Source organism: Priestia megaterium NBRC 15308 = ATCC 14581, from assembly GCF_000832985.1.
In the GTDB taxonomy this organism is placed as follows: Bacteria; Bacillota; Bacilli; order Bacillales; family Bacillaceae_H; genus Priestia; species Priestia megaterium.
In genome coordinates, this window is sequence record NZ_CP009920.1 from 4,529,101 (window position 1) to 4,554,831 (window position 25,731).

At 38.1% G+C, this 25,731-nt stretch carries 27 protein-coding genes and 1 riboswitch; of the genes, 20 read left to right on the forward strand and 7 right to left on the reverse strand.

Translation table 11 applies throughout. The annotated features are described in order from the left end of the window. The first annotated feature begins 61 nt into the window (after positions 1-61). Positions 62-1,369, forward strand: coding sequence for a CitMHS family transporter (locus BG04_RS23230; protein ID WP_034652119.1), 1,308 nt, complete (start codon positions 62-64; stop codon positions 1,367-1,369). Between the two features lie 35 nt (positions 1,370-1,404). Here BG04_RS23230 and BG04_RS23235 read toward each other — a convergent pair whose 3' ends face one another. Further along, positions 1,405-2,004: a DedA family protein gene (locus BG04_RS23235; protein ID WP_014460120.1), complete on the reverse strand. Its 600-nt coding sequence runs from the start codon at positions 2,002-2,004 to the stop codon at positions 1,405-1,407. A 336-nt stretch (positions 2,005-2,340) separates the two neighbouring features. Here BG04_RS23235 and BG04_RS23240 point away from each other — a divergent pair, with 336 nt between their 5' ends. The 8 genes from BG04_RS23240 (at position 2,341) to BG04_RS23275 (ending at position 9,640) form a co-directional block, all read left to right on the forward strand. Then, on the forward strand, positions 2,341-3,621 hold the full coding sequence (locus BG04_RS23240; RefSeq protein ID WP_080743215.1) for a GntP family permease: 1,281 nt from the start codon (positions 2,341-2,343) through the stop codon (positions 3,619-3,621). Positions 3,622-3,640: 19 nt separating this feature from the next. Further along, positions 3,641-4,417: a 3-hydroxybutyrate dehydrogenase gene (locus BG04_RS23245; RefSeq protein WP_016764098.1), complete on the forward strand. Its 777-nt coding sequence runs from the start codon at positions 3,641-3,643 to the stop codon at positions 4,415-4,417. Positions 4,418-4,611: 194 nt separating this feature from the next. Continuing rightward, the gene (locus BG04_RS23250) at positions 4,612-6,072 is read left to right on the forward strand and encodes an aminoacyl-histidine dipeptidase (protein ID WP_034652116.1); all 1,461 of its coding nucleotides are present in this window, start codon (positions 4,612-4,614) and stop codon (positions 6,070-6,072) included. Between the two features lie 244 nt (positions 6,073-6,316). Continuing rightward, positions 6,317-6,790: a hypothetical protein gene (locus BG04_RS23255; RefSeq protein ID WP_013083145.1), complete on the forward strand. Its 474-nt coding sequence runs from the start codon at positions 6,317-6,319 to the stop codon at positions 6,788-6,790. Between the two features lie 181 nt (positions 6,791-6,971). Continuing rightward, complete coding sequence (locus BG04_RS23260) at positions 6,972-7,550, forward strand: GNAT family N-acetyltransferase (protein ID WP_034652113.1); 579 nt, start codon at positions 6,972-6,974, stop codon at positions 7,548-7,550. 156 nt (positions 7,551-7,706) lie between these two features. Continuing rightward, complete coding sequence (locus BG04_RS23265; protein WP_013057038.1) at positions 7,707-8,036, forward strand: PadR family transcriptional regulator; 330 nt, start codon at positions 7,707-7,709, stop codon at positions 8,034-8,036. Between the two features lie 18 nt (positions 8,037-8,054). Continuing rightward, positions 8,055-8,774 (forward strand): pentapeptide repeat-containing protein, encoded by a 720-nt coding sequence (locus BG04_RS23270; protein WP_016764102.1) that lies wholly within the window; start codon positions 8,055-8,057, stop codon positions 8,772-8,774. 179 nt (positions 8,775-8,953) lie between these two features. Continuing rightward, on the forward strand, positions 8,954-9,640 hold the full coding sequence (locus BG04_RS23275) for an O-methyltransferase (protein WP_034652112.1): 687 nt from the start codon (positions 8,954-8,956) through the stop codon (positions 9,638-9,640). A 186-nt stretch (positions 9,641-9,826) separates the two neighbouring features. On the opposite strand, the gene BG04_RS23280 is transcribed toward BG04_RS23275, so the two are convergent. From BG04_RS23280 to BG04_RS23300, 6 genes are all read right to left on the reverse strand, one after another. Beyond that, positions 9,827-10,738 (reverse strand): LysR family transcriptional regulator, encoded by a 912-nt coding sequence (locus tag BG04_RS23280; RefSeq protein ID WP_034652100.1) that lies wholly within the window; start codon positions 10,736-10,738, stop codon positions 9,827-9,829. Between the two features lie 136 nt (positions 10,739-10,874). Further along, a complete protein-coding gene (locus BG04_RS23285) occupies positions 10,875-11,060 on the reverse strand; it encodes a hypothetical protein (protein ID WP_034652099.1) in 186 nt (61 codons plus the stop codon). A gap of 150 nt (positions 11,061-11,210) precedes the next feature. Next, the gene (locus BG04_RS31705) at positions 11,211-11,345 is read right to left on the reverse strand and encodes a hypothetical protein (protein WP_013057043.1); all 135 of its coding nucleotides are present in this window, start codon (positions 11,343-11,345) and stop codon (positions 11,211-11,213) included. Positions 11,346-11,483: 138 nt separating this feature from the next. Next, positions 11,484-12,746 carry a dicarboxylate/amino acid:cation symporter gene (locus tag BG04_RS23290; RefSeq protein WP_034652096.1) on the reverse strand — a complete coding sequence of 421 codons (1,263 nt, stop codon included), beginning with the start codon at positions 12,744-12,746 and terminating at the stop codon, positions 11,484-11,486. A 52-nt stretch (positions 12,747-12,798) separates the two neighbouring features. Then, complete coding sequence (lysA, locus tag BG04_RS23295) at positions 12,799-14,127, reverse strand: diaminopimelate decarboxylase (RefSeq protein ID WP_034652094.1); 1,329 nt, start codon at positions 14,125-14,127, stop codon at positions 12,799-12,801. Positions 14,128-14,272: 145 nt separating this feature from the next. After that, positions 14,273-14,455, reverse strand: a riboswitch (Lysine riboswitch). Between the two features lie 66 nt (positions 14,456-14,521). Then, positions 14,522-15,034, reverse strand: coding sequence for a CBO0543 family protein (locus BG04_RS23300; RefSeq protein ID WP_034652092.1), 513 nt, complete (start codon positions 15,032-15,034; stop codon positions 14,522-14,524). 337 nt (positions 15,035-15,371) lie between these two features. On the opposite strand from BG04_RS23300, the gene BG04_RS23305 reads away from it, so the two are divergent. The 11 genes from BG04_RS23305 (at position 15,372) to BG04_RS23355 (ending at position 25,713) form a co-directional block, all read left to right on the forward strand. Continuing rightward, positions 15,372-16,490, forward strand: coding sequence for an NAD(P)/FAD-dependent oxidoreductase (locus BG04_RS23305; protein WP_034652089.1), 1,119 nt, complete (start codon positions 15,372-15,374; stop codon positions 16,488-16,490). 73 nt (positions 16,491-16,563) lie between these two features. Beyond that, the gene (locus BG04_RS23310) at positions 16,564-16,878 is read left to right on the forward strand and encodes a YckD family protein (RefSeq protein ID WP_016764109.1); all 315 of its coding nucleotides are present in this window, start codon (positions 16,564-16,566) and stop codon (positions 16,876-16,878) included. 160 nt (positions 16,879-17,038) lie between these two features. Then, positions 17,039-18,763: a PAS domain-containing sensor histidine kinase gene (locus tag BG04_RS23315; protein WP_034652086.1), complete on the forward strand. Its 1,725-nt coding sequence runs from the start codon at positions 17,039-17,041 to the stop codon at positions 18,761-18,763. A gap of 86 nt (positions 18,764-18,849) precedes the next feature. After that, positions 18,850-19,113 (forward strand): DUF1292 domain-containing protein, encoded by a 264-nt coding sequence (locus tag BG04_RS23320; RefSeq protein ID WP_013057050.1) that lies wholly within the window; start codon positions 18,850-18,852, stop codon positions 19,111-19,113. 151 nt (positions 19,114-19,264) lie between these two features. Then, entirely contained in the window at positions 19,265-20,509 is a 1,245-nt protein-coding gene (locus tag BG04_RS23325; RefSeq protein ID WP_034652084.1) for an acyl-CoA dehydrogenase, read from the forward strand. Continuing rightward, complete coding sequence (locus BG04_RS23330) at positions 20,487-21,260, forward strand: SDR family oxidoreductase (protein WP_016764113.1); 774 nt, start codon at positions 20,487-20,489, stop codon at positions 21,258-21,260. Before BG04_RS23325 ends, BG04_RS23330 begins: the two co-directional genes overlap by 23 nt. A 19-nt stretch (positions 21,261-21,279) precedes the next feature. Beyond that, entirely contained in the window at positions 21,280-22,896 is a 1,617-nt protein-coding gene (locus BG04_RS23335) for a long-chain-fatty-acid--CoA ligase (protein ID WP_034652082.1), read from the forward strand. Between the two features lie 90 nt (positions 22,897-22,986). Beyond that, positions 22,987-23,550, forward strand: a complete 564-nt coding sequence (locus BG04_RS23340; RefSeq protein WP_034652079.1) for a TetR/AcrR family transcriptional regulator — start codon at positions 22,987-22,989, stop codon at positions 23,548-23,550. An 83-nt stretch (positions 23,551-23,633) separates the two neighbouring features. Continuing rightward, positions 23,634-24,515 (forward strand): 3-hydroxyacyl-CoA dehydrogenase family protein, encoded by an 882-nt coding sequence (locus tag BG04_RS23345; RefSeq protein ID WP_034652077.1) that lies wholly within the window; start codon positions 23,634-23,636, stop codon positions 24,513-24,515. After that, positions 24,515-25,297 (forward strand): enoyl-CoA hydratase, encoded by a 783-nt coding sequence (locus tag BG04_RS23350; protein ID WP_034652074.1) that lies wholly within the window; start codon positions 24,515-24,517, stop codon positions 25,295-25,297. The genes BG04_RS23345 and BG04_RS23350 overlap by 1 nt, the downstream gene beginning before the upstream one ends. 14 nt (positions 25,298-25,311) lie before the next feature. Then, on the forward strand, positions 25,312-25,713 hold the full coding sequence (locus BG04_RS23355; protein WP_013083164.1) for an acyl-CoA thioesterase: 402 nt from the start codon (positions 25,312-25,314) through the stop codon (positions 25,711-25,713). The last annotated feature ends 18 nt before the right edge of the window (positions 25,714-25,731 follow it).

Sequence of the window (25,731 nt, forward strand, 5' to 3'; positions counted from 1 at the left end):
TTTTAGTAACGTATAGCAAACAAAAAATGAAAACGTTACCAAAAAAGGAGGAAAAATATCCATGCTTTCTTTATTAGGATTTTTAATGGTTGCAGTATTCATGTATTTAATTATGTCAAAACGACTTACCCCAATGGTTGCTCTTATCACTATTCCAATTATATTTGGTTTAATAGGCGGTTTTGCTAGCGGAATGGGACCTATGATGCTAGAGGGTGTAAAAGATATTGCTCCTACAGCTATTATGATTTTATTTGCCATTTTATATTTTGGATTAATGATTGATTCAGGATTGTTTGACCCTCTCGTTTCCTTCATTTTAAAGGTTGTAAAAGGAGATCCTCTAAAAATCGTCGTCGGAACTGCTGTTCTTTCAATGATGGTTGCTTTAGATGGCGATGGAACTACTACCTATATGATAACGGTCTCTTCTTTGCTTCCATTATATAAACGGCTAGAAATGAATCCGCTTATCCTAGCGGGAATTGCGATGCTATCTATGGGAGTTATGAACATGACTCCGTGGGGAGGTGCTTCTGCTATGGCTATGAGTTCATTAAATTTAGATTCGTCTCAGTTGTTTTTACCTTTAATACCTGTAATGGGTTTTGGGCTTCTATGGGTGCTATTTGTTTCTGTTGTCCTTGGAAGAAGGGAAAGAAAAAGGTTAGGAGTTATCAATATTAAACATTCTGCAAATGAAATGGCACATGCAGATGAATTAGAGGGAACAGCGCAACATTTAGACTATCGACGACCTAGGTTAGTATGGTTTAATTTTCTCCTTACCGTTAGTCTTATGGTGTGCTTAATTATGGACTTTATGTCGCTGATGCTTTTGTTCATGGTAGCGTTTGCTATTGCATTACTAATAAATTATCCAAACATCAAAGATCAACAGCAGCGAATTTCATCTCATGCAAATAATGCGGTAGCCGTCGTTTCAATTGTTATTGCAGCAGGTATTTTTACAGGAATCATGTCTGGAACAAAGATGATTGATGCTATGGCAAATACGCTTGTAGGGATAATCCCAGATGCAATGGGCCCTTTTTTGCCAGTTGTAGTAGCATTTTTAAGTGCTCCTTTTACATTTTTTATGTCTAATAATGCTTTTTATTTTGGTGTACTGCCGATTATTGCTCAAGCTGCCGAAAGTTATGGGATTAGCGCAGCTGAAATTGGAAGAGCTGCTATTTTAGGACAACCTGTTCACGTGATAAGTCCCTTGGTAGCAGCAGCTCACTTATTAATTGGAATGGTAGGAATTGAATTTAGTGATTTGCAACGATTTTTAATTAAGTGGGCGCTAGGAACTACGGCGGTAATGACACTAGCTGCATTAATTTTAGGTGTTATTTCCATTTAATAAAAAAAGACCCCTCGGGGTCTTTTTTTATACTCTTAAGTTGAACTAGACTGTTCGCTGCAGCTGCTTTTTTTAAAATAAAACTTATAAATTAAAAATCCGCATACAGCCACTACCGCTGCAATTAGAATATAAGTTTGTGCATCTGAGATAAAAGATTGAATGGACTTAAAGTTTCCGATTTGTCCTAGCCAAAGCATGGCAATATTCAAAGGAAAGATACCAAGAAATGTGAGCAGAGCAAACGGCATAGGTTTCACTTTAGATAGCCCTGAAAGATAGGAAATGTAGTTTCCGAGCCCTAAAGGACGAGCAATCGCAATACTCCATAATCCGCATTTTTTAAACCATTTTTGTGATTTCTCAAATGCTTTTTTCTTTTTAGATAATTTTTTCTTTACCTTATCCTCTAATTTATAGCCTATCCCATACGGTATAAAGCTAAAAGCTGTATAAACGGCGCTTCCTGCAAGAGCGATTAATAATAATTTCACTATGTGCATGTTTAATAAGTATCCGTAGGTAAGGGTGAGAAGAGAACCAGGAAACGGCAGGGAGGAAGCCTCAATGGCCAGTCCGCTTAAAAGTCCCCAAATTCCAAATTGTTTCAGTAAGTCTGTTATGAAATGTAGCATAAGATCGCCTCTTTTTCTGTGTCATAACATTCAAATACCCATCTATATGTTCGGAAAAACTTATAAAAGAAAAGAAAATAAAGGAAGAAAGCGGGATATGACAGAAAAAAATTAGCTTGTACAAGGAAAAAGGAAGGAAGTGTATTTTATAGCTTCTACTCCGAGTAAAATTATAGGAAAAAAATAATTGAGGGTGAATTTTTAAATAAACTACGACTTTTATTCATAGTTTTGATTCCTTTTATTCATTTTACTTATAAAAATAACGGGTGTAAACTTGTTGTGTTGTGAAATAATCCATTATGTATATGTATTAAAAGGAAAGGAGGTTACCGTGTGGTTATTATTGTAGGATTGTTATTGTTGATGTTTTTTGCTTATCTAGGATGGTCTATTATCTGGGTGGCACCTGTTGTTGCTACGTTCGTTGCTTATTTTAGCGGTTTAAAAGTACTGCCTACTTATACAGATGTGTATATGGGAGGGTTTGTAGATTTCGCCGCAAAATGGTTCCCCATCTTTTTATTAGGAGCCGTCTTTGGAAAGCTAATGGAAGATACAGGCGCAGCCAAATCGTTGGCGCAGCGTATTGCTAAATTATTTGGAAGTAAAAGAGCGATTTTAGGGGTGCTAATTGCTTCAGCCATTTTGACATACGGCGGAGTGAGTCTATTCGTTGTTGTCTTTGCGATTTATCCTTTAGCAATCGCGCTATTTCGAGAAGCTAACGTATCGCGAAATTTACTGCCAGCAACAGTTGCACTCGGAGCATTTACGTTTACAATGACAGCGATTCCAGGTACGCCTCAAATTCAAAATCTGATTCCGACTGCTACATTTAAAACGAATGCAATGTCCGGTTCGATTATTGGAATTGTCTCAGGTCTTATTATGGCGGTGGGAGGATATTTATGGTTAGCTTATCGTGATAAAAAATTAAAAGCTAAAAATCAAGGGTTTACCGAGCCTAATGAATCATCAGTCGCAGCGAGTGAAGAGCAGGACTTGATGAATGTAATATTAGCTATTTTACCGCTGATTGTCGTTGTCGTGACGTTAAACGTTTTAAAATGGGAGCCTATCGTTTCATTATTAATTGGTATTTTTTCTATTTTACTTATTAATTTTAAACACTATAAAACGTTTATTTCTTCTATAAATGAAGGAGCAAAAGGATCCGTGATGGCTGTTATTAACACGAGTGCAGCAGTAGGTTTTGGCTCGGTTATTACAGCAGTTCCAGAGTTTAAAGATGTCACGCATGTGTTGCTAAACATTTCGAGCAACCCGCTCGTTTCAGAAGCGTTAAGCGTTCAAGTGCTAGCGATGATCACAGGTTCAGCATCCGGCGGTATGGGCATTGCGCTTCAAGCATTAGGAGATACGTGGTATCACTTGTCTCAAACGACGAATTTAAGTGCCGATGCTCTTCACCGTATTGCAAGCGTTGCGTCAGGTGCATCTATTTTACCGCATAACGGTGCGTTGTTAACGCTATTAGCGGTAACTGGTCTTCGGCATAAAGAAACGTATAAAGACGTATTTGTTGTTGCATTTATCATCCCCACAATCGCTTTATTTGCAGGAGTCGCATTAGCGGCAGCCGGTATTATTTAAAAACAGGAGGAGAATACACATGGTTGAAAATCAAGTAATTGTAATCACAGGAGCAGCAAGAGGAATTGGGTTTGAAATAGGTAAACGATTCGCAGAAAACGGCGGAAAAATTGTGTTATCCGACATTGATCAAGCTGCTGTAGAAGCTGCAGCACAAAATCTTCGTGAAGCTGGATTTGAAGCGCTTGGTGTCAAAGCCGATGTAACAAAAGAAGAAGAAATCAAACATTTAATTGAAACAGCAAACGCACATTTTGGAGCGGTTCATACGTTCATTAATAACGCTGGCTTGCAGCATGTTTCTCCAATCGAAGAGTTTCCCACTGAAAAATATGAGTTAATGATTAAAATTATGCTAACAGCTCCATTTATGGCGATTAAGCACGCGTTTCCGATTATGAAAAAACAAGGGTTCGGACGTATTATTAACGTTTCTTCTATCAACGGTTTAATCGGTTTTGCGGGCAAAGCAGCTTATAACAGTGCTAAACACGGTGTAATTGGGCTAACAAAAGTAGCTGCTCTTGAAGGCGCAGCACACGGTATTACGGTGAATGCACTTTGTCCTGGCTATGTGGATACACCACTAGTGAGAGGTCAGTTAGCTGGTTTAGCTAAAACAAGAAATGTACCATTAGAGAGCGTGCTTGAAGAAGTTATTTATCCTTTAGTCCCTCAAAAAAGATTACTAGACGTGAGCGAAATTGCTGACTACGCTATTTTCTTAGCGAGTGATAAAGCAAAAGGTGTAACTGGTCAAGCGGTAGTAATGGACGGCGGATATACAGCTCAATAAAAAATAGAATAAGTCATTAAAAGCATAAAGGAGTCTAATGAGCTCCTTTATGCTTTTTTATGTTATATCTATTCTATCGAGCTAATCAACGTTAAAATATAACTAGGCTATACATAAAAGAAGCCTTATACTATTTCTCCTGTAAAGATAAATAGTATGATAAAAAAGCCTACAGTTCAGAAAGGATGATACATATGGTGCAAACAGTAAATGAATTAATTAAACATCCGGTTTTTTATTTTTTTAACGAAATTTCAGCTATTCCTAGAGAATCTGGAAATGAAAAGAAAATTAGTGACTATTTAGTTTCTTTTGGAAAAGAAAGAAGCCTTGAAGTTATACAAGACGAGGCTTTAAATGTAATTATTAAAAAGCCGGCAGCTAAAGGATATGAAGATGCTCCAGCCATCATTTTGCAAGGACATATGGACATGGTATGCGAGTTAAATAAAGGAACTGTGCATGATTTCGAAAAAGATCCGCTTCAACTGCGAATTGTGGAAGATATGCTTTATGCAAATGGTACTACGCTAGGAGCTGACAACGGGATTGCCGTTGCATATGCACTGGCTTTACTAGATGCTCATGATATAGCTCACCCCTCTCTTGAAGTAGTCATTACTACTGAGGAAGAAACAACTATGGGCGGAGCCATCGCTGTAAATCCAGCTCATTTTGAAGGAAAAATCTTTATTAACCTTGATACAGAAGAGGACGGAAAGCTGCTTGTCAGCAGCGCAGGCGGGGTAAAAAGCGTGCTTCGTATTCCCGTAGACTGGGAATCGTCTTCCGATAACTCAGAAACATATAGCTTAAGCATCGGTGGACTGCGCGGCGGACATTCTGGAATGGAAATTGATAAAGAAAGAGGAAATGCTAATAAACTGCTAGGGAGAGTTTTATATGACTTACAACATGAACTTCCCTATTCTTTAAGCAGCATTAGTGGAGGATTAAAATCAAATGCGATTCCCCGTGAATCAGAAGCAATTCTATCAGTTGAGCCTTCTGAGGTAGGAAAGCTAGAAAATAAGATTCGTGAGTGGAACGAAATAGTAAAAAATGAATTACAAGCGGCTGATCCGAGCGTATATGTAAAAATAAACAAATCTTCTTCCTTTGAGAAATGTTTTACAAAAGAAACGACAGAACGAATTGTACAAGCTATTATGCTAACACCAAACGGCGTTCAAAGCATGAGTATGAATATCGAAGGATTAGTAGAATCTTCTACCAACTTAGGCGTGATTACGACGACAGAGTCTGAGATTGTTTTTCAAAATGAAATCCGCAGCTCAGTAAAAAGCTTAAAAGAAAAAATAGTAAGTCAAGTGCACATACTTGCTCAAGTAGTCGGAGGAAGAGTTGAAACAAAAGGCAATTACCCTGAATGGGCGTACAATGCAGATTCAAAAATTCGCGAATTATGTAAAACGGTTTACAAAGAAAAGTATGGGGAAGAGGCGGAGATCATCGCCATCCATGCTGGAATTGAATGCGGTATTTTCCTGGAAAAAATCTCTGGATTAGACACCATTTCGCTCGGTCCCGATATGTACGACGTTCATACGCCTGATGAGCACCTGAGCATTCCGTCTACTATTAAGACATGGGAATACTTATTAGCGGTATTAAAAGAAGCAAATAAGATATAAAGTTATCAGCATCTCTATAATTTTTAAAAAAGAGCTTCTGTAAAGGAGCTCTTTTTCATTCGTCATTTAGCAGATAATAAGCAGAATTCCGTCAACACGTCAGGCAATTGAGAACACTTATGTAAGCGTTTTACAAATAAAGGTTTTAAAACGGGCCTAAAAGAGGTAAACAATTACTAAAACGATAGACAAATGAATTCAAAACAAGCTCTGCAACTAATAAATTAGTAGGGAGAGAACATATATGAATGATAATAGTCTTATCAAAGATCCCTTTTTGGAAAAAGGAGAAATTGAATTTTTAGAATTAAGGAAAGACGAAATACGTTATCTAAAGTTCGATCGGTTTTTGAAAGTGATTAAAGCACTTAATCAACGCAGTGATAAAGGCTACCAGAGTCTTATGCTTTCCGTTGATGGCTTTAAAGGTAATTCAAGAGAATTATATGAGATAGAGGAGTTTCGCAGATACGTAAATTTGTTAATTAATCAAGTTCCTCAAATATTATTTTATATTCACGATAAAAACAAAATGACTAATCAAATTTTGAAAAGTTTATCAAACAACAGCAGCCAACCGGCCTCTATAGATCCTAAGAGAGCACGTTTAATGATTGATGCCATACAGGAGCAAGTAGAGAAAACAGAGGATAAAGAGATAAAGGAGAATCTTTCTGAATTCGTATGTAAAATCCAGAGCTTTGTGAATCAGTATTAACAGTTCCCAATAGAAAAGCAGAATCCATATTATAAAAAAGTACGAGAACTCAAAATTTCTCGTGCTTTTTTATTGGAAAAACAGTAGAAAGAGAAAAGGATTATCAACATAGATTGATAAATAATAAATAATAATGGTAAAGCTTCATATTCTGCCGTGAAATAACAAGGAGGAATGAACATTGCATTATATTGAAATAAGAAGACCAAAAATAGAAGACCGCGCAGAACTCCACGAGCTTTTTAATGAAGTAATCACAGATACCTTTCATAAAGAGGGTCTATCTGAAATGGTGAACGATATACAAATAGAAATTGAAAGTAAAGAACAATATTTAAAAAGTGACCTTGATAGCGGTGGAAAACATCGATTCTTTTGGCTCGGAATAGATACGTGCACCAATAAGATTATTGGCTGTATTGAATATGGTCCTGCTAGTGAATTAATTACGGCGTGTACAAAAGGAGAGCTGCAAGGATGGATTGAAATCGGCACAGTTTTTGTTCATCCAAAGTACCAAAGAAAAGGTGTAGGAACACTGCTTTTACATACTATGCTGCTTACGCTTCAAAGCAGAGAAATTAAAAAAATTTGTTTGGACAGCGGATACAAAAATGCTCAAGAAGTATGGAAAAACATATTTGGAATCCCTGATTATTTAGTAAAGGATTACTGGAGCAAGGGGTATCATCACATGGTTTGGAAAATATCAGCGGAAAGTACGCCGATAGTATTTAAGCTCAGTTATAACGAAGAATAAGATGTCTCCTAGAAAATAGCCGGTACGTTTCTAACGGCTATTTTCTACTGTTAAGCTGTTTACATATGTTCAATTATATATCAGTGTATTTTATTAAATATAATACCTTGACTGTCATAGTAATATGATTTAAATTATACATAAAGAGGTGATACTTTGGTATATGCAAAAATGTCTTCAGATTTACTTCGGGGACATACAGATACAATGATTTTGAAATTACTTCTCAGCGGCGATAAATATGGTTATGAAATTAGTAAGCTTATTTACACCTACTCTAAAGAGCAGTATGAGTTAAAAGAAGCCACAATGTATTCAAGCTTGAAGCGCCTGGAAAAAGACGGCCATATTCTTTCTTACTGGGGAGATGCTGTACAAGGCGGCCGCAGAAAATATTATAAAATTACAGAACAAGGAAAAAGCGTATATAAACAAAACAAAGAAAATTGGGAGCAAGCGAAAAAAATTATTGATTTATTGTTGTGAGAAAGGATGATGTTATAAATGAACGAAAAAATAAAAAATCATGTGCATAACATTTTGACTCCTTATCAGGATGTAGAAAATGTTCAAGATCTAGAAGAAGAACTATCACAGAACTTGCAGGAAAAATTTACAGATTACAAAAAAGACGGGCATAATGAAGAACAGGCTTATTATATGACAATCAATTCTATCGGTGATATCACAGAACTGATTCAATCAATGAATGTAGAAACAAAGGAATTAAAGCAAACCGTCCCTATGGATTTTTCAAAGACCGAGCTTACAAAATCTGATTTTCGTTCTGTATCGGTGTATAAAGGGAAATTTAATGCCAGTAATTTGAATGAATCTGATTTTAGCTATGCAGATCTTACAGACAGCATGTTTAAAAGCAGCAATTTAACGAAAGCAATATTTCATCACGTTAATTTAACAGGCGTACAATTTAAATGGGCAAATTTTAAACAGGCCAGTTTTAAAGGCTGTATCTATGACAACACGTACTTTAAGCAATGTAATTTAACAGACATTGTATTTGACGAAGAAACATTTAACGGAACAATCTTTGAAGGAACATCATTAAAAAAAGCCTCATTTCGCCACGCAACTTTGCTAAATGTACAGTTTCGAGGATCAGATTTAAAGAAATCCGATTTTGAAGGTGCAAAAATGGATAAATTGACATATAACTTTTTAAAAAGTGCCAAGATAGATCTTAGTAAAGTTACGATTATTTAAAGGCAAAAAAGACCTCTCTGAAGGTCTTTTTTTATGGACATATAACGATTCTTTTTAAGAGCGAGCAGGATAGTTTATTAGAGAGCTAGAACACATTCATAATACGAACAATTACGGCAACAAGCTGAATATGAGAAGAACATAATCTTATCTTTGAAATAATAAAGCTTTTATTACTTATGTGGAGGAGTATGGAAATGTCTATATATGAAATTTGGAATGAAGTGGATCTTTATATGAATGATAAGCTTATACAACCTGACCCTATTCTTGATGAGGTATTGAAGGCAAATCAAGAGGCTGAATTACCTGCCATCGACGTATCGCCTAGTCAAGGAAAGTTTCTGCATTTGTTAGCTTCATTAAAAGGAGCTAAACGCATTTTAGAAATTGGTACTCTTGGAGGGTACAGCACGATTTGGCTAGCTAGAGCTCTTCCCAAAGACGGACAGCTAATTACGCTCGAATTAAGCGCTCAGCATGCAGAAGTTGCAAGAGCTAATTTAAAAAGAGCGGGAGTAAGCCACTTAGTAGAAGTCATTGTCGGCCCCGGGCTTGATACATTAGCTGTATTAAAGGATAAGGGAACAGATCCGTTTGATCTTATCTTTATTGATGCTGACAAGCCGAATAACCCAAATTACTTAAAGTGGGCTCTAGAATTATCGAAAAGAGGAAGTCTGATTATTTGTGATAATGTTGTTCGTCAAGGGCATGTGGTGAACTCAGAAAGTAAAGATGAAAATGTAAAGGGAATTCGCCAATTTATGAATGCTCTGGCTCAAGAAAAACGAATCAGCGCCACGGCTATACAAACCGTTGGAAGTAAAGGCTATGATGGATTCATTGTAGGGGTTGTTGAATGATAAAACTTGTATTACACCTAAAAAGAAACGGAGACATAACTAAATCTATCCAATCAACAGCTAGAAGCAAATACATACATGAAACCTACGTTCATCATCATCCTAAAAAAATCCGAACGAGCTGGATTCTCGACCAAACTCGTTCGGATTGTCCTTCAACTAACATACTTTTGTTCCAGACTCTTTTTAAAGGGGCCCCAATTTATCTGTCATTTGTTTTTCGGTTAAAAAATTAATCAATTCTCGTACAGCGAATGAACTGTAGCGTTCTTTTAACAGAATAATTCCAAGTTCCCACATCATTTCAGGATCTGCAATAGGCACGGTAGTAATATTGGGATCTTTCACTTTGGCATAAAGCGATTCGGGTAAAATAGCAATACCTAGTTCTGCTGCTGTTAATTCAATAATTAAATCCCATTGAGAACTTTTATACGCTATAGAAGGCACAAAGCCTGATTTTAAAGCATCTTGAATTAACCGGTCGTGCAGCGTAAATTCTTCACTGAACATAATGAATTTTTCATGCTCTAATTCTTTCATCCAGACGGAAGAACGTTTTGCTAAAGGATGGTTTCTATGCGCGTATAAAAGAAATCTCTCCTTAACGAACGGGTATACGTGAAAATGCTCAGCATGACCGCTTGTAAGAGGAAGCATAACAATCCCCATATCTACAAGAGCCTCTTCCACAAGTGCTTCAATTTTTTTTGCTCCAAATTCAATAAGCTCTAGAGATACTTTAGGGTATTGTACATTAAATGCTTTTGCAATCTTCGGGAAAAACAAGGTCCCGATGAGCGGAGGGACTCCCATCTTGATTTGCCCTGTTTGCAAGTTCATTAAATCTCCCAACAAGTGAGGCATGTCTTTTAACACCGACAGAGCTTTAGTTGCCTGATGATACACGACTTCTCCTGCATCGGTTAGCTTTAATTCTCTTGTTGAACGATCAAGAAGCTCAAATCCTAGTTCATTTTCTACTTTTTTGACGGCTTTACTTAAAGCCGTTTGTGACAAATGAACTTGCAGCGCTGCCTTTGTAAAATTTTTATGATTCGCTACCTCTATAAAGTATTCTAAGTCTCTGATTTCCATGTGAAACTCCATTTCTGCAAACTGCTTATCCTTTTTCTTTACTCTTTATTTTAACCACTAAATTATTTACTGTAAATGCACTGATTAAAAAGGGGGAGGATATCTCCAATGAATAAAAACAGGGAAAGGAAATGAACTAAAGTTTCTGTCGAAATTGATTTATAAAACGAATAATCTTTTTATAGAAAAAAATAGATTTTGCTACTAGCTGATGAGGAATATAAAGACTTTTGTATGTGCGCTCGGGCAAAAATGCAAAACTTATTAAAATAACTGAAAGTCCAAAGGCTGCGGCTGTAATCTCTAGCCAAGAAAACATCATATCATTCCTCCTTTTACAAACCTATTAATAGAATATGTAAAAGTTCGAAAGGAGGTTGTGCGATAGCCCCATAACGAGCGGGGTTATGAAGTTCTCTCTAAAAATAAAATGACGTTAAAGAACGCAGGCGCTGCGCTCTTTAACGTCATTTTATTTTCGTTCTTCAGCTTGATGCTCTTGTTTGTTTTGCTCAGTAAGACGTTTTTGATGAGCTTTTGTTTCGGCGCTTACGTGATTCGCATCATTCGGTTGATTTTTCTTTGAACCTCCTGCAGCGTTACTCATTAGACGACACCTCCAGTCCGGTTATGAAACATACCTATAGAATGTGCGTATTTACAGACTTTATACACCGCTATAGATATTACTGCACACGAAAAAAGCAAAGGGAGAGTCACTAAGACTGTTCCCTTTGCTTTTTTACTAGGCGACTTTATCGGTGGTGATAATTTTGTTAATCCAGTCTTTTCCTTCTGTAAACCTTGTAACAAGCATCGCTGTTACTGTATTTCCCGTACTGTTTAAAAGCGTAGCAGGGGCGTCAATAATTGTGGAAATGACCGCAATAATGGGCAGAACTTCTGGCGAAAATCCGTAAATTGTAATAATTAACATTTCGCCAATCATACCGCCTCCAGGGATTGCTCCCATTACGGCTCCAACTAAAAAGGCTACGCCTAAAATGCTCAAAATACTCGTAGCAGACGTCATATCTTTGCCAAACAAACTGAATAAGAAAACAATCTTTAGAATACCACCGATAACAGAACCATCTTTATGCGTGTTTGCTCCTAGTGGAATCACTGTTTCAGCAATATCCAGCGGCACACCCATTTTCTTTGTTGCATCTAAATTGACTGGAATAGATGCAGCAGAAGAACACGTAGCAATAGCGGTGATAGAAGGAGCAGCTGCATTTTTCCAAAACAGCTTAATTCCTGCTTTACCGCCAGCAATCCATGCGTATAGCGTAAAGAAACCGAAATAGTAAACGATTGCAATTAATAAATAAAGAATAAATGCTCTAGCGTACCCTTGTAAGATCTTTGGTCCAAGTTCTCCTACTACAGTAGCAAAATAGCATCCTAAACCAATTGGAGCATAGTACATCACAACTTTAACAACCTTCATCGATACTTCTTGACCCGAAGTCAGAAATTTTGCCATAGGTTGTCCTTTTTCACCGGCCATTGTGGTAGCAATACCGAAAATAACGGCAAAGACAATTAATTGTAAAATATGCTCTTTCGAAAATAACTGAACAAAATCAGGTACAGTAAATGTGCTAACAAGCTGATTTAAAAGCGTCATTTTTTCAGCTGTATTTTCACTGTCACCCATCAATTCTTTAATGGCAGAAGTATCTACATTATGTAGCGGATTGTAAAGTGATGCGCCTAAAAAGCCTAAAACGGCTGAAACAGCAGCAGTGGCGACAAACACAACGGCAATTCCTAGCATAATTTTACCAAGACGTTTCATTTCGTTCATGTTTGCAATCGCCGAAGCCACACTAAAAAAGACAAGGGGAACGATAATCATGAACATCAAATTGAGAAACAAATCACCAAAAGGCTTCACGACTGCCACATCGGGTCCAATAGCATATCCTGCTATCCCGCCAATTAAAATAGCGAGAAGCAGAATAAGCGATGATCTGTACGTTTTAAATACACTTAAAACCATAGTTAGATTTCCTCCAAACAACAATAGCTTCTTTACTACGCAAGAACAGCTATTATTTGCTCATTGCATACGTAGTAACGACTGGCTTTACATCTTTACGCACCAAATCTTCGTATGTTTCTCGCTCTACAGCAAGACGAGCTTCTCCATTTTTTACAAATACAACAGCAGGGCGCGGAATACGGTTGTAATTGCTAGCCATTGAATAGTTGTAGGCACCTGTAGAGGACACTGCTAATAAATCTCCTTGATTAACGCGCGGTAAATCAATATCCCAAATAAGCATATCTCCTGATTCACAGCATTTACCCGCAATTGATACTGTTTCATCTTTTTTATCCGTCACTCTATTAGCCAAGACAGCTTCATGTTTTGCATCGTAAAGAGCAGGACGGATATTATCGGTCATACCGCCGTCAACTCCTACGTATTTTCGTACACCTGGAATCTCCTTCGTTGATCCAATTGTATAAAGCGTTGTACCTGCTTCTCCTACGATGCTTCTTCCAGGCTCAATCCAGACTTCTGGAAGGGTATAATTCTGTTCAGTTAACGTGCGGCTTAGCTTTTCTGTCAGTGCATCTACATAATACTCAACTGGAAGAGGAGAGTCGCTTTCGGTATAACGAATACCAAAACCACCACCTACGTTTAAAACTTTTACTTCAAATTCCATTTTATCACGAATGCTGAATAAGAAATCAGTTAAAATATCAATGGCGCGAGAAAAACCATCTACTTCAAAAATTTGCGAACCAATATGACAATGAATGCCTAAAAGATCGTAGTAAGGCTTTTCTAACGCAGAACTTACCGCTTTCATGGCTTGGTCATTGGAAAGACCAAATCCAAACTTGGAATCTTCCTGTCCGGTCATAATATATTCATGTGTATGGGCTTCAATCCCTGGAGTAACACGCAGAAGAATAGATGCTTTCTGTTTGCGCTCAGCTGCTAAGGCATGCAAAACTTCAAGTTCGGTAAAGTTATCAACAACAAAACAGCCAATATTTGCATCAAGAGCCATTTCCACTTCTTCAATCGTTTTATTATTTCCGTGAAAATGAATGCGTTCAGCTGGATATCCAGCTTCAAGCGCTGTAAATAATTCGCCTCCTGAGACCACATCTAGTGACATATCAAGCTTCGTTAAAAGGCTAGCCATTTCCATACAAAGAAATGCTTTCCCTGCATAGGCGATTTGATATGAAAATCCGCTTCTTCGAAAGGCTGAATGGAAGGCCTTGCATTTCGTTTCAATTAATTCTTGATCGTAGATGTATAGAGGAGTGCCGTATTGTTTTTTCAGTTCGACCGTATCGCACTGCCCAATTTCTAAATGATTGTTGCTGTTAATTTTACTCGTTCCATGTAAGTACATAATTCGTATCCCTCCATTTAAATCATTTAACTATAACTTTGAACTTTGATGGTCAGTAGAAAAACACAAAAAAGACCCGTGAAGTGATGTTCACGCGTCTTGGTTTCATAATAATAAAGTATTATTACATTCTAGGCATCAACATCTCTTCAATAGCTCTCCACAAACCAAATGGTTTGTGACAGCTCAGCATTTATTCAATACTGAACCAGTATATGAACACAATGGATGTTTATATACTTCGGCACGAAATCCCTTTTACTTATCTTCACAGACTCCATTAGTCTCCAATAAGTGACTCTTGATTTCATGCACCTCTATTCTCAGAGAGGAAAATTATATTTAAATGTAATTCCTATTATATTTCCTTTTTCTCCGTCTAGTCAATGAAAAGTTAAGGCATAGGAATATCAAAAAAAATAAATAAGAAAGCTATGAAGCTTCCAGATAGAATCCAAGCAGCCAGTGCTGTCTTCTGATGAATGATTAAAAGTGAGAACGTGACAATATTGAAGAGAAAAGAACACAGCAGCGACCATCCATAATGATGAGTGATACTGTGATTAACATAAGCAATGAACTCAATCACAGTAAATAAAAGCGCCCACAAAAGAATCCACCACAGGCTACCGCTTACATGCAGCGGCAGCCTTCCTAAAAAAACCGGTATAACAAACGGATAAATAATTAAGGTTATTCCAAGGGAAACCATTAGGTGATCGGGTAGAAAAAGGTGATCAATACCAACAGGGTGAAATACCCATACGCGGTGATGAAACAGCAGCACTTCATAAAGCAAATTCCCCGTGACCCAAAACAGCAAAGTAGGATAGTATTCTTGATACCTTCGCCACTTGCCAAATAGTAAACCAAGGATGATGAAAAATAATACAAATGAAGATTGCATGCGCTCTCCTTAAAATAATGGTTATTTCTTTTTATTTACATATTATAGAAGTTTTATTCTCTCCGCTTTTATTCAGAAACTATAATAGAAAAGCCGTAAGAAACAGCGTTAAAGACGTACTACCACTATTTATGGTTTTCTTCACCCTGCTATAATCTCCGTAAAGGAACTTTTAACACTTTTGTTCACGAGATGAAAGGAGCTATATGTTAAAGGCCGAAGGACGTAAAAATAAGCTCAAAATAGCTTCACCTAGTATGTGACTTCTTTTTTTGCTATGCTAAAGTTGCGTACATATAGCATGAGAATACTAGAAGAAAGAAAAGGGTGTTTTGGTATGAAAACATACATCGTAGTTGGAGCTGGGATACTTGGAGCTTCTACAGCATATCATTTAGCAAAAGCAGAAGCAGATGTGACATTGATAGATCGCAAAGATGCTGGTCAAGCTACTGATGCAGCAGCAGGAATTGTTTGTCCATGGCTTTCGCAGCGTCGAAATAAAGCATGGTACCGCTTAGCAAAAGGCGGCGCTAAGTACTATCAAACATTAATTCAGCAATTAGAAGAAGATGGAGAAACGGATACGGGATATAAGCGAGTTGGAGCAATTAGCTTACATACTGATGAGCAAAAGCTTAAAAAAATGGAAGAAAGAGCATACATGCGTCGGGAAGAAGCTCCTGAAATAGGCGAGATTACACGTTTATCCGCTAAAGAAACACAGGCTTTGTTTCCGGTTCTTTCGGAAGAATACAGTTCAGTTCATATTAGCGGAGCCGCTCGCGTTAACGGAAGAGCTCTTCGAAACGCACTTGTGAATGCAGCGAAGAAAAACGGTGCAAAAATAATAGAAGGAAACGCAGAACTACTTTATGAAAATAATCAAGTAACGGGCGTTTCCGTAAATGGACAAACCCTTCTAGCAAGTACAACAATCGTAACGGCAGGAGCGTGGGCAAATCAATTACTAGAGCCTCTTGGAGTAAAATTTTTAGCAAGCTTTCAAAAAGCGCAAATTGTCCACTTGCATCTTCCAGATTTAGATACCAAAGACTGGCCCGTTGTGATGCCTCCAAGCGACCAATATATTCTTTCATTTGAACAAGGTCAAATTGTCATTGGAGCAACACATGAAAACGACACGGGTTATGACTTGAGAGTAACGGCTGGGGGGCTTCATGAAATTTTTTCAAAGGCCTTATCCATTGCTCCCGGCTTAACAGAAAGCACAGTCTTAGAAACAAGGGTAGGATTTCGACCATTTACTCCAGGCTTCTTGCCAGTCATTGGAGCTCTTCCGGCTTATGAAGGAATACTAGTAGCAAATGGTCTTGGGGCTTCAGGCTTAACGTCGGGCCCTTATCTTGGTTCAGAGCTTGCTAAATTAGCACTTGAAATGGAAATGGAAATTGATCTTAGCGACTATGATGTAAGAGGAGCTATCGAGTCTTAAGCAAACAGAATGAATGAAAACAAATAGAAGTTCGCAAACTATAACTACTATATGATGAAAGGAAGTAGATTGTTTGCGAAAGATTATGATAAGTGCAGCAGCAGCTTTTTTATTTATGAGCGCGACACCTGTATTAGCGGAAAACAATCCTCAGCCAAAAACAAAAGACGTACAGCTGACGTCTCAGCAAAAGCAGGAACTGTCCGTGCTGTACAAAGAAATGCTAGCAAAAAAGAAAGAAATACTTTCAAAATATGTGGAGTACGGCGTGCTAAGCAAAACCGAGAGTCAAAACATTTCTTCACATATGGAAAATCGCTATCAGCATATGGAGCAAAATGGTTTTGTGCCAAAGCGTCACTGTCATAAAATGCATCATTCAAAGTAATTCCTATTCACATAAAAAAGCGCCTATAAAGGCGCTTTTTTATGTGAATGAATGGAAAATATTCGCTTCTTTATCTAGTAAATTTTAAACACCTCATGTAAAATTAAGAGAATGAGAACGAGTAGGAAAGATGCTAGTGAGGGGTAGGTAAATATAAACGATGAACGAAAATAAAAAAATAGTCCGATTACATGCAGAAAATCATTCAGCTGAGGATCTAGGAATCATATTTGCTTACAAACAAAAAGGCGACCATCTTGTTTACAGCATGTATCAAGGAGAAAGCGTTTCTGAGCAAAAAATACCCCTAGAAGAATGGGTCTCGTATGAGCATTTTTTCGAAGCACTAAACAAAAAGAAAAAGCTTATGTACGAGCTTCAAATAAATGATAAACGCTATGTAGTAAACTTAACCCCTTTATCTTACACAGAAAAGTCTGAAATTATGGGACATTGCGTGAATATAATTAGTTATCAGGAGAAAAAAGAACAGATTCAGCCTTTTATTTATCATAACGCAGATGCTGTTGCTGTCGTTGACTTAGAGGGTAAAACGCTTCAAGTGAACCCTGCGTTTGAGAATACATTTGGCTGGACGTTTGAAGAAATTCATCAAAAGCCTCTTCCGATTATACCTTCGTTTTTAAAAGAGCCAGTGTGCGAACTTCATAAGACTATTCAATCAGGTGAATCGAAAACGGAATTCGAGACGGTCAGACAGCATAAAGACGGTCATTTAATTAATGTAAGCGTCACACTATTCCGCGTTGAAAACATGAATGATTGGCCGCTATGCATTGCTTTTGTCTATCGAGATATAACATCACGCAAGCAGGCTGAAACGGCTTTAAAAGAAAGCGAAGAACGCTACCGAAGTTTGATTGAGTTATCCCCAGAAGCGATTATCGTGCATAGTGAAGGGAAAATTGATTACATCAACCCTGCAGGAGCCAAAGCGCTAGGATGCAAGAATCCTCAGGACGTATTAGGAGCTTGTGTTTATCAGTTTGTTCACCCTGATTACTATGATGTTGTAAAACAGCGAATTTATCGAATGAAAACAGAAAATAAATCTGTAGATTTGCAGGAAGAAAAGTTTATTCATAAAGACGGTCATACGATTGATGCCGAAACCATTGCCTTTCCTATTCCCTATATGGAAAAGCAGGCCATTCAAGTTTTGTTTCGTGATATCACAGAGCGTAAAAAAACTGAAAAATTGCTGCGTGAATCCGCTCAGCTTTCCTTAGTCGGACAGTTAGCGGCTGGTATTGCTCACGAAATTCGAAACCCTCTGACGGCGGTAAAAGGATTTATGCAGTTATTAAAAGAAACGAGCGGTCAGCCTTACTATGTAGAAATGATAAATCATGAGTTAGATAGAATTGAATTGATTACCGATGAGTTCTTGAGTCTTGCAAAGCCGCAGGCGAAAACCTACAAAGACAAACATGTCCAAGATATTTTAGAGAATACGTTAAAGCTAGCTGAGGTGCAGGGGATTACAGAGAAAATTCACGTAAAAAAAGAAATTGATTTTCATCTTCCTCTCGTATTATGCGAAGAAAATCAGTTGAAACAGGTGTTTAGCAATATATTTAAAAATGCAGTCGAATCTATGCCAAGTGGAGGAACCGTAACGATTCAACTAAAAAGGTTTAATCAGGAGAACCTTGTTGTCCGGTTTAGCGACGAGGGGCCAGGCATCACACAGGAAAGAATGCAGCATTTAGGAAAACCTTTTTATAGTACCAAAGAGAAAGGAACGGGGCTTGGACTGATGGTGTGTTATAAGATCATTCGAGAACATAGAGGAGAAATTAACTTTGTAAGTGAACTTGGAAAAGGAACTACCGTAGACATTCTTTTGCCTTTTAAAAAGTAGATTCTACTTTTATAAGCATGAAACCTTTTCTAAAGGGGAATACATGTTAGTGAACGAATAATGAGGTTAAAATAGGAGGGAATAAGATGGAACGCATTGAAACGGGAGAGATTTTTACCATTTTAGATGAAAATGATCAAGAGCAAGATATTGAAGTGCTTGGAAAAATGACGATTGAAGGGCACGATTATATTGCTGTTGCATTTGTTGAAGAAGTTTTAATTGAAACAGAAGAAGAAATTGATGTTTTCTTTTTGAAAATTGAAGATGATGGTGAATGGTCCTCAATTGAAGATGACGATGAATTTGAAAAGGTATCAGCCGTATTTGAGGAAATGACATCCGCGTAAAAAGAGAGGTTAAAACCTCTCTTTTTTTATTTTTAAATAATATAATATTTAGAATTTTTTAAAAAATATCTTGCTGAATTATTTCCCTTCATTTATGATGAATATGTAACATACCAACCGGTTAGTAAGTAAATGAAAGCGAGGGGCTACCGTGTATTTTTCTTACTCTGACAAAGTAGTGAAGCTGCAAGAAGAATTGACCTCTTTTATGGAAGAGCATATTTACCCAAATGAACGGCTATACGAACAACAGCTGAATGAACAGCCATCTAGATGGTCAGCTGTTCCTCCGATCATGGAAGAGTTAAAAGAAAAAGCAAAGCAAGCTGGATTATGGAACTTATTTTTGCCAGAAAGCGAATACGGAGCGGGTCTAACAAATGTCGAATATGCCCCTCTTTGCGAAATTATGGGCCGTTCTATTATTGGACCAGAAGCTTTTAACTGCGGAGCTCCTGACACCGGCAATATGGAAGTACTGGTTCGATACGGAACGTCCGAACAAAAAGAAAAATGGCTAAAGCCGCTGTTAAATGGAGACATTCGCTCCTGCTTTTCTATGACAGAACCGGATGTAGGTTCTTCTGATGCCACAAACATTCAGTGCAGTATTGTAAGAGAAGGCGATGAATATGTGATCAACGGAAGAAAATGGTGGTCTTCAGGTGCGGGAGATCCTCGCTGCAAAATTGCTATTGTCATGGGAAAAAGCGATTTTACCGCATCTAAATATGAACAGCAATCTATGATTCTAGTTCCTTTAAATACGCCAGGAGTTAAAATTGAACGAATGCTGCCAGTCTTTGGATACGATCACGCTCCTCATGGACATGCTGAAATTCATTATGACAATGTGCGTGTGCCAGCGTCTAATATGCTTTTAGGCGAAGGAAAAGGGTTTGCTATTGCTCAAGGCAGATTGGGGCCTGGACGTATTCATCACTGCATGCGTTTAATAGGAGCAGCGGAAAGAGCGCTTGAAGAACTATGTAAGCGTATTCAAAACCGCTCTACGTTTAATAAGTTGCTTTCTCAGCAAGGGGTTATTCAAGAATGGGTGGCAGAATCGCGTATTGAAATTGAGCAAGCTCGCTTATTAACATTAAAAGCTGCTTATATGATGGACACAGTTGGAAATAAAAAAGCGCGGAAAGAAATTGCTATGATTAAAGTAATGGCTCCTGCTATGGCTTTAAAAGTCATTGATCGCGCTATTCAAGCATTTGGAGCAGCAGGTGTTTCAGAAGACACGCCGCTTGCGGCACTTTGGGCAAATGCTCGAACTCTTCGCCTCGCTGATGGTCCAGACGAAGTGCACAAAGCACAGCTTGCAAGACTTGAGTTAAAATTCTATCAAGAAAAGGAGGCAACCTATGCACATAAAGGATTTGTTTGATTTAACTGGGAAAACAGCTATTATTACCGGAGGAGGCAGAGGATTAGGAGAACAAATGGCAGAAGGGCTTGCAGAAGCAGGGGCAAATATTGTTCTATGTTCGAGAAAGAAAGAAGCATGTCAGCAAGTGGCCGATCGATTGGCCACCATGGGCGTAAAAACCCTCGCTTTAGCATGCGACATCAGTCAGCCTGAAGATATTAAAAATGTCGTGCATCAAACGATTGAAACATTTGGACGTATTGATATTTTAATTAATAACAGCGGAGCTACGTGGGGTGCTCCGGTTGAAGAAATGCCTCTTGAAGCATGGCAAAAAGTGATGAATATTAATGTTACAGGAACGTTTTTAATGTCCCAAGAAGCTGGAAAACAAATGATTAAACAAAAAGCTGGCAAGATTATTAACATTGCTTCAATTGCCGGTCTTGGAGGAACAGATCCTCAGTACATGGATACAATCGGGTACAACACGAGTAAAGGAGCGGTCATTACGTTTACGAAAGATTTAGCTGTCAAATGGGGACAGCATAATATTCAAGTTAATGCGATTGCGCCGGGATTTTTCCCTACTAAAATGTCAGGTGCGATTATGGAACAAGGCAAAGATTATTTTCTAAGTCAAACCCCTTTAAAACGCTTTGGCTCCGAAGCTGATTTAAAAGGAGCATCTGTTTTTCTTGCTTCTGCGGCGTCCAATTATATTACGGGAGATATTCTGACAGTAGACGGTGGAGTTCATGCTATGTGAATAAGAAAGGAGTAACTTGATGGAAGACGTTAAAAAATGGTTTACACCTTATCCAGAAGCCTATACTCACGACATTCACATCGAAGACATTTCACTATTTGATATGCTGAAAGAAACAGCCGAACGTTATCCTGCTCATACGGCAACACGCATGTATCAGCATACGCTAACGTACCAGGAGCTGTATCATTCAGTTCGCGTATTTGCAGGAGCACTACAGAAAAAAGGGATTAAAAAAGGAGATCGTGTAGCAATTATGCTGCCAAACTGTCCGCAATATATAATAAGCTATTTCGGCATTGCAGCAGCGGGCGGCATTGTTACTCAGGTCAATCCTATGCTTGTCGAACAAGAGCTAGAGCATATTTTAAACGATTCCGGGGCAAAAAAAATAATTCTGCTCGATGATTTTTATACGAGACTTCAAGAGATAAGAAACCGCGTTGATATAGAAGAAGCGATAACTGTAAGCTTGCAAAAACCTTTTGTTCCTGCATCAACAGACCTTTCCTTCCTAGATTTTTTAACCATAAAACATGAATTTAATCAGCCGGTCATCCACCCAGCACACGATATTGCTGTTCTTCAGTATACGGGAGGAACGACCGGACCATCTAAAGGTGCGATGCTTACACATACAAACATTTACACAAACGCAGTTCAATCATACGAAATATTTAAGCATGATATTGAATTAGGAAAAGAAAAATGCTTAACCGTTATTCCATTATTTCATGTATTTGGTATGACTTCCTGTATGCATTTATCGATTCTTTGCGGAAATGAAATATTGCTATTGCCGCGTTTTGATTTGAAAGAAGTATTAAATACAATAAAAAAAGAGCAGCCTAGTATTTTTCCTGGTGTGCCAACTATGTATGTCGCGATTACCAATCATCCTCAGGCAGAAGAATACAACATTGAAAGTATTCGCATCTGCAACAGCGGCAGTGCACCGATGCCTGTTGAGCTGATGAAAGAGTTCGAACGAAAAACGGGTGCTAAAGTGTTAGAAGGGTACGGCTTATCAGAAGCGTCCCCCGTGACGCATTGCAACCTGCCGTTTTGTGAGAGAAAGCCGGGTACTGTCGGACTTGGCGTTCCACAAACTGCTTATAAAATTGTAGACGTGGCTACCGGAACAAAAGAACTGCCAAGAGGAGAGCTTGGAGAAATAGTAATTAAAGGGCCTCAAGTTATGAAGGGCTATTGGAATCAACCTGAAGAGACGGCTCACGCGCTTAGAAACGGCTGGCTGTACACGGGAGATATTGGACAGATAGATGAAGACGGGTATTTATCCATTGTTGATCGCAAAAAAGATATGATTATTGCGAGTGGTTTTAATGTGTACCCTCGAGATATTGAAGAAGTTTTATACGAACACAGCCACATTAAAGAAGCCGTTGTAATTGGTGTGCCGCATCCTTACAGAGGAGAAACCATTAAAGCGATTTTGGTAGTGAAAGAAGGGAAATCTCTTTCCAAAGAAGAGCTTACTTCTTATTGTCGACAGCACCTTGCAGCTTATAAAATTCCGCGAATCTTTGAGTTTCGCGCTGAGCTTCCTAAGACTAATGTAGGGAAAATTTTACGACGGGCACTACGAGAAGAAGTGGTGAAAGAAACGATGTAAATAAGCTGAACATAAACAAACTTTTTCAAAAGCTCCCTCTAAGCCATGGTATAATTTGTGAAAATGAGAAAAGACAGAGAGGGTTTGACGATGAAAGATTTGATGATGGAACGAAGCATTCAGCTTTTTGCTCAAAAAGGTTTCAAAGAAACGTCGATTCAAGATATTGTAAATGAATTAAACGTCACAAAAGGAACGTTTTATTATTATTTTAAAAGCAAACAAGAGCTTTTAATGGATATTCACCTTCAATATATTGAAAGATTAATAGAAAACCAAGAGGCGATTCTTGCAGATAAGACAACATCTTATCCAGAAAAGCTGCACAGTATTATTTTTAAACTTGTTCATGATATTGAGAAAGAAGGTCTTCGAGCTAAAGTGTTTTTTCGAGAGATGCGTCATTTGAGTGAAGAACACTTAGAACAAATCATCCCAAAGCGCGATCGTTTTAAAGAAAATGTACAAGAGATCATTGAAAAGGGAATAGAAGCAGGGCAGTTCCGTTCAGATTTGCCTTCAGATATCGTGACGCTAGGCATATTAGGAATGACAAATTGGAGCTATTTTTGGTTTCAGCCGGATGGAGAAAAATCAGATCGAGAAGTTGCGGCTATTTTTTATAAGATGCTGATGAAAGGTATTGAGTCATAGTAGCTGCTAGGCTAGACAGTGCTCGTAAAAGGCGGGAAAGTATAAGCTCTTTCTCTCCTTTTATATTAAAAGGAGGCTATAACATGAATAGTAAAGATATACACCGTATTGCTGTTATTGGAGCAGGACAAATGGGACATCAAATCGGTATGCTTTGTGCACTCGGAGGATATGAAACAATTATTCAAGATATGAATGAACAATCACTCATTAATGCAAAAGACAAGCTGGAAGCAATTATAGGCAAGTGGGTTCAGAAAGGAAAAATCTCTTTTGAGGCTAAAGAAGCCGCATTTCGAAGATTGTCTTTTACAAACACATTAAAGGAAGCGGTTTCAAGTGCGGATTTTGTAATTGAAGCTGTGGTAGAAAAGTTAGATGTAAAACAAAGTGTCTTTAAAGAAATAGATGAGTACGCACCAAGTCACGCCATTTTAGCATCGAATAGTTCAACAATTGTTAACTCGCTTATTGCAAGTGCAACAAACCGTCCAGAGCAAATCGTTAACATGCATTTCTTTTTCCCTCCCCTTGTAATGGACTGCGTAGAAGTTGTGATGAGTGAAAAGACAAGTAAAAAAACAGCTCAGACGACAATGAACGTTTGCAAGCAAATTAATCGCACAGCAGTCCTTCTGAAAAAAGAAATCTCAGGTTTTATTGCTAATCGAATTTTAGGAGCGTTGCAAAAAGAAGCCGTTTTCCTTTATGAAAATGGATACGCAGATTTTGAAGACATTGATACGATTTGCAAAAAAGCGCTCAATCACCCGATCGGTCCTTTTGAATTGATGGATCTCTCGGGAATTGACGTCGGATATTTTGTGATGCAGCAGCGCTATAGCGAAACGGGAGATCCAGAGGACAAGCCAGCTGCGTGCATTGAAGAAAAAGTTCAAAAAGGCGAGCTTGGACGTAAAACAGGAAAAGGTTTTTACACATACCACACACAAGGAGTGAAGTAATGATGAAAAAATTTGTACGTGTTGAAAAAGAGGAGAAAACGGCAATTGTAACCATTGATAACCCGCCTTTAAATGTAATGAGCCAGACTGTTGTGCAGCAGCTTGAAGAAACGTATGAAGAGCTTAGTAAAGATCCTGATGTCATTACAATCATTTTAACAGGAGCGGGCGACCGGGCGTTTATGGCTGGAGCTGATATTAAAGAGTTTCCTCAGTTAATGGGGCAAAGCGGCATTAAAGAAGAGTTTATGAAAACTCATCGTGTTTTGCAAAAACTTGAAAACATTCAAAAACCAACAATTGTCGTGTTAAACGGTTTAACGTTTGGAGGAGGATGCGAACTTTCACTAACCGCTGATATACGCATTGCCGAAGAACATGCTCAAATCGGTCTTCCGGAAGTGAAGCTCGGATTGTTTCCTGGAGGCGGCGGAACTCAGCGTCTTCCGCGCGTAATCGGCGTTTCTAAAGCTAAAGAGTGGATGTTTGCCGGCAGTCCTGTTTCTGCAGAAGAAGCGCTTCATGCAGGCTTTGCCAATCATATAACGCCTAAAGGAAAAGGGCTCGAAAAAGCAAAAGAGCTGGCTAAGAAATTTAACCGTCACTCTCTTCCGTCACTTTCTCGAATTAAGACAGCGGTAAACGAAGGAATGAATCGTACATTATCTGAAGGTCTTGAACTTGAGGCAGAGCTGTTTGAAGAAGTCTTTCAAACAGAAGATATTAAAGAAGGAGTATCAGCATTTATTGAAAAGCGTCCCGCTGTTTTTTCACATAAGTAAAGGAGGAGAAGATCATGTATGAAACACAGGTCAAAGTGCGCTTTTGCGAAACAGACGCACTCGGTCACATTAACAATACGAGCTATTTCATTTATTTAGAAGAGGCCCGTATTGCTTTTTTTGAAGAAATGGGAGCATCCATGCATACAAAAAAGTGGGAGTATATTTTAGCGTCTACTAAATGTGATTTTGTTGCGCAAGGTTATTTTAATCAAGTGCTAATGATTAAAACCTTTGTATCTAATGTCGGCAATAAAAGCTTTACAATTGGTCATGAAATTACCGACAGCAAGACGGGATCGCTGATTGCTAAAGGAGAAGCTGTCATCGTGTACTTTGATTTTGATGCACAAAAAAGCGTGTCTATTCCAGCGGACATTAAGCAGTTTTTGATGAATTATAAAGTAGCTGTTTAACTATAAAAAAGCAGGTGG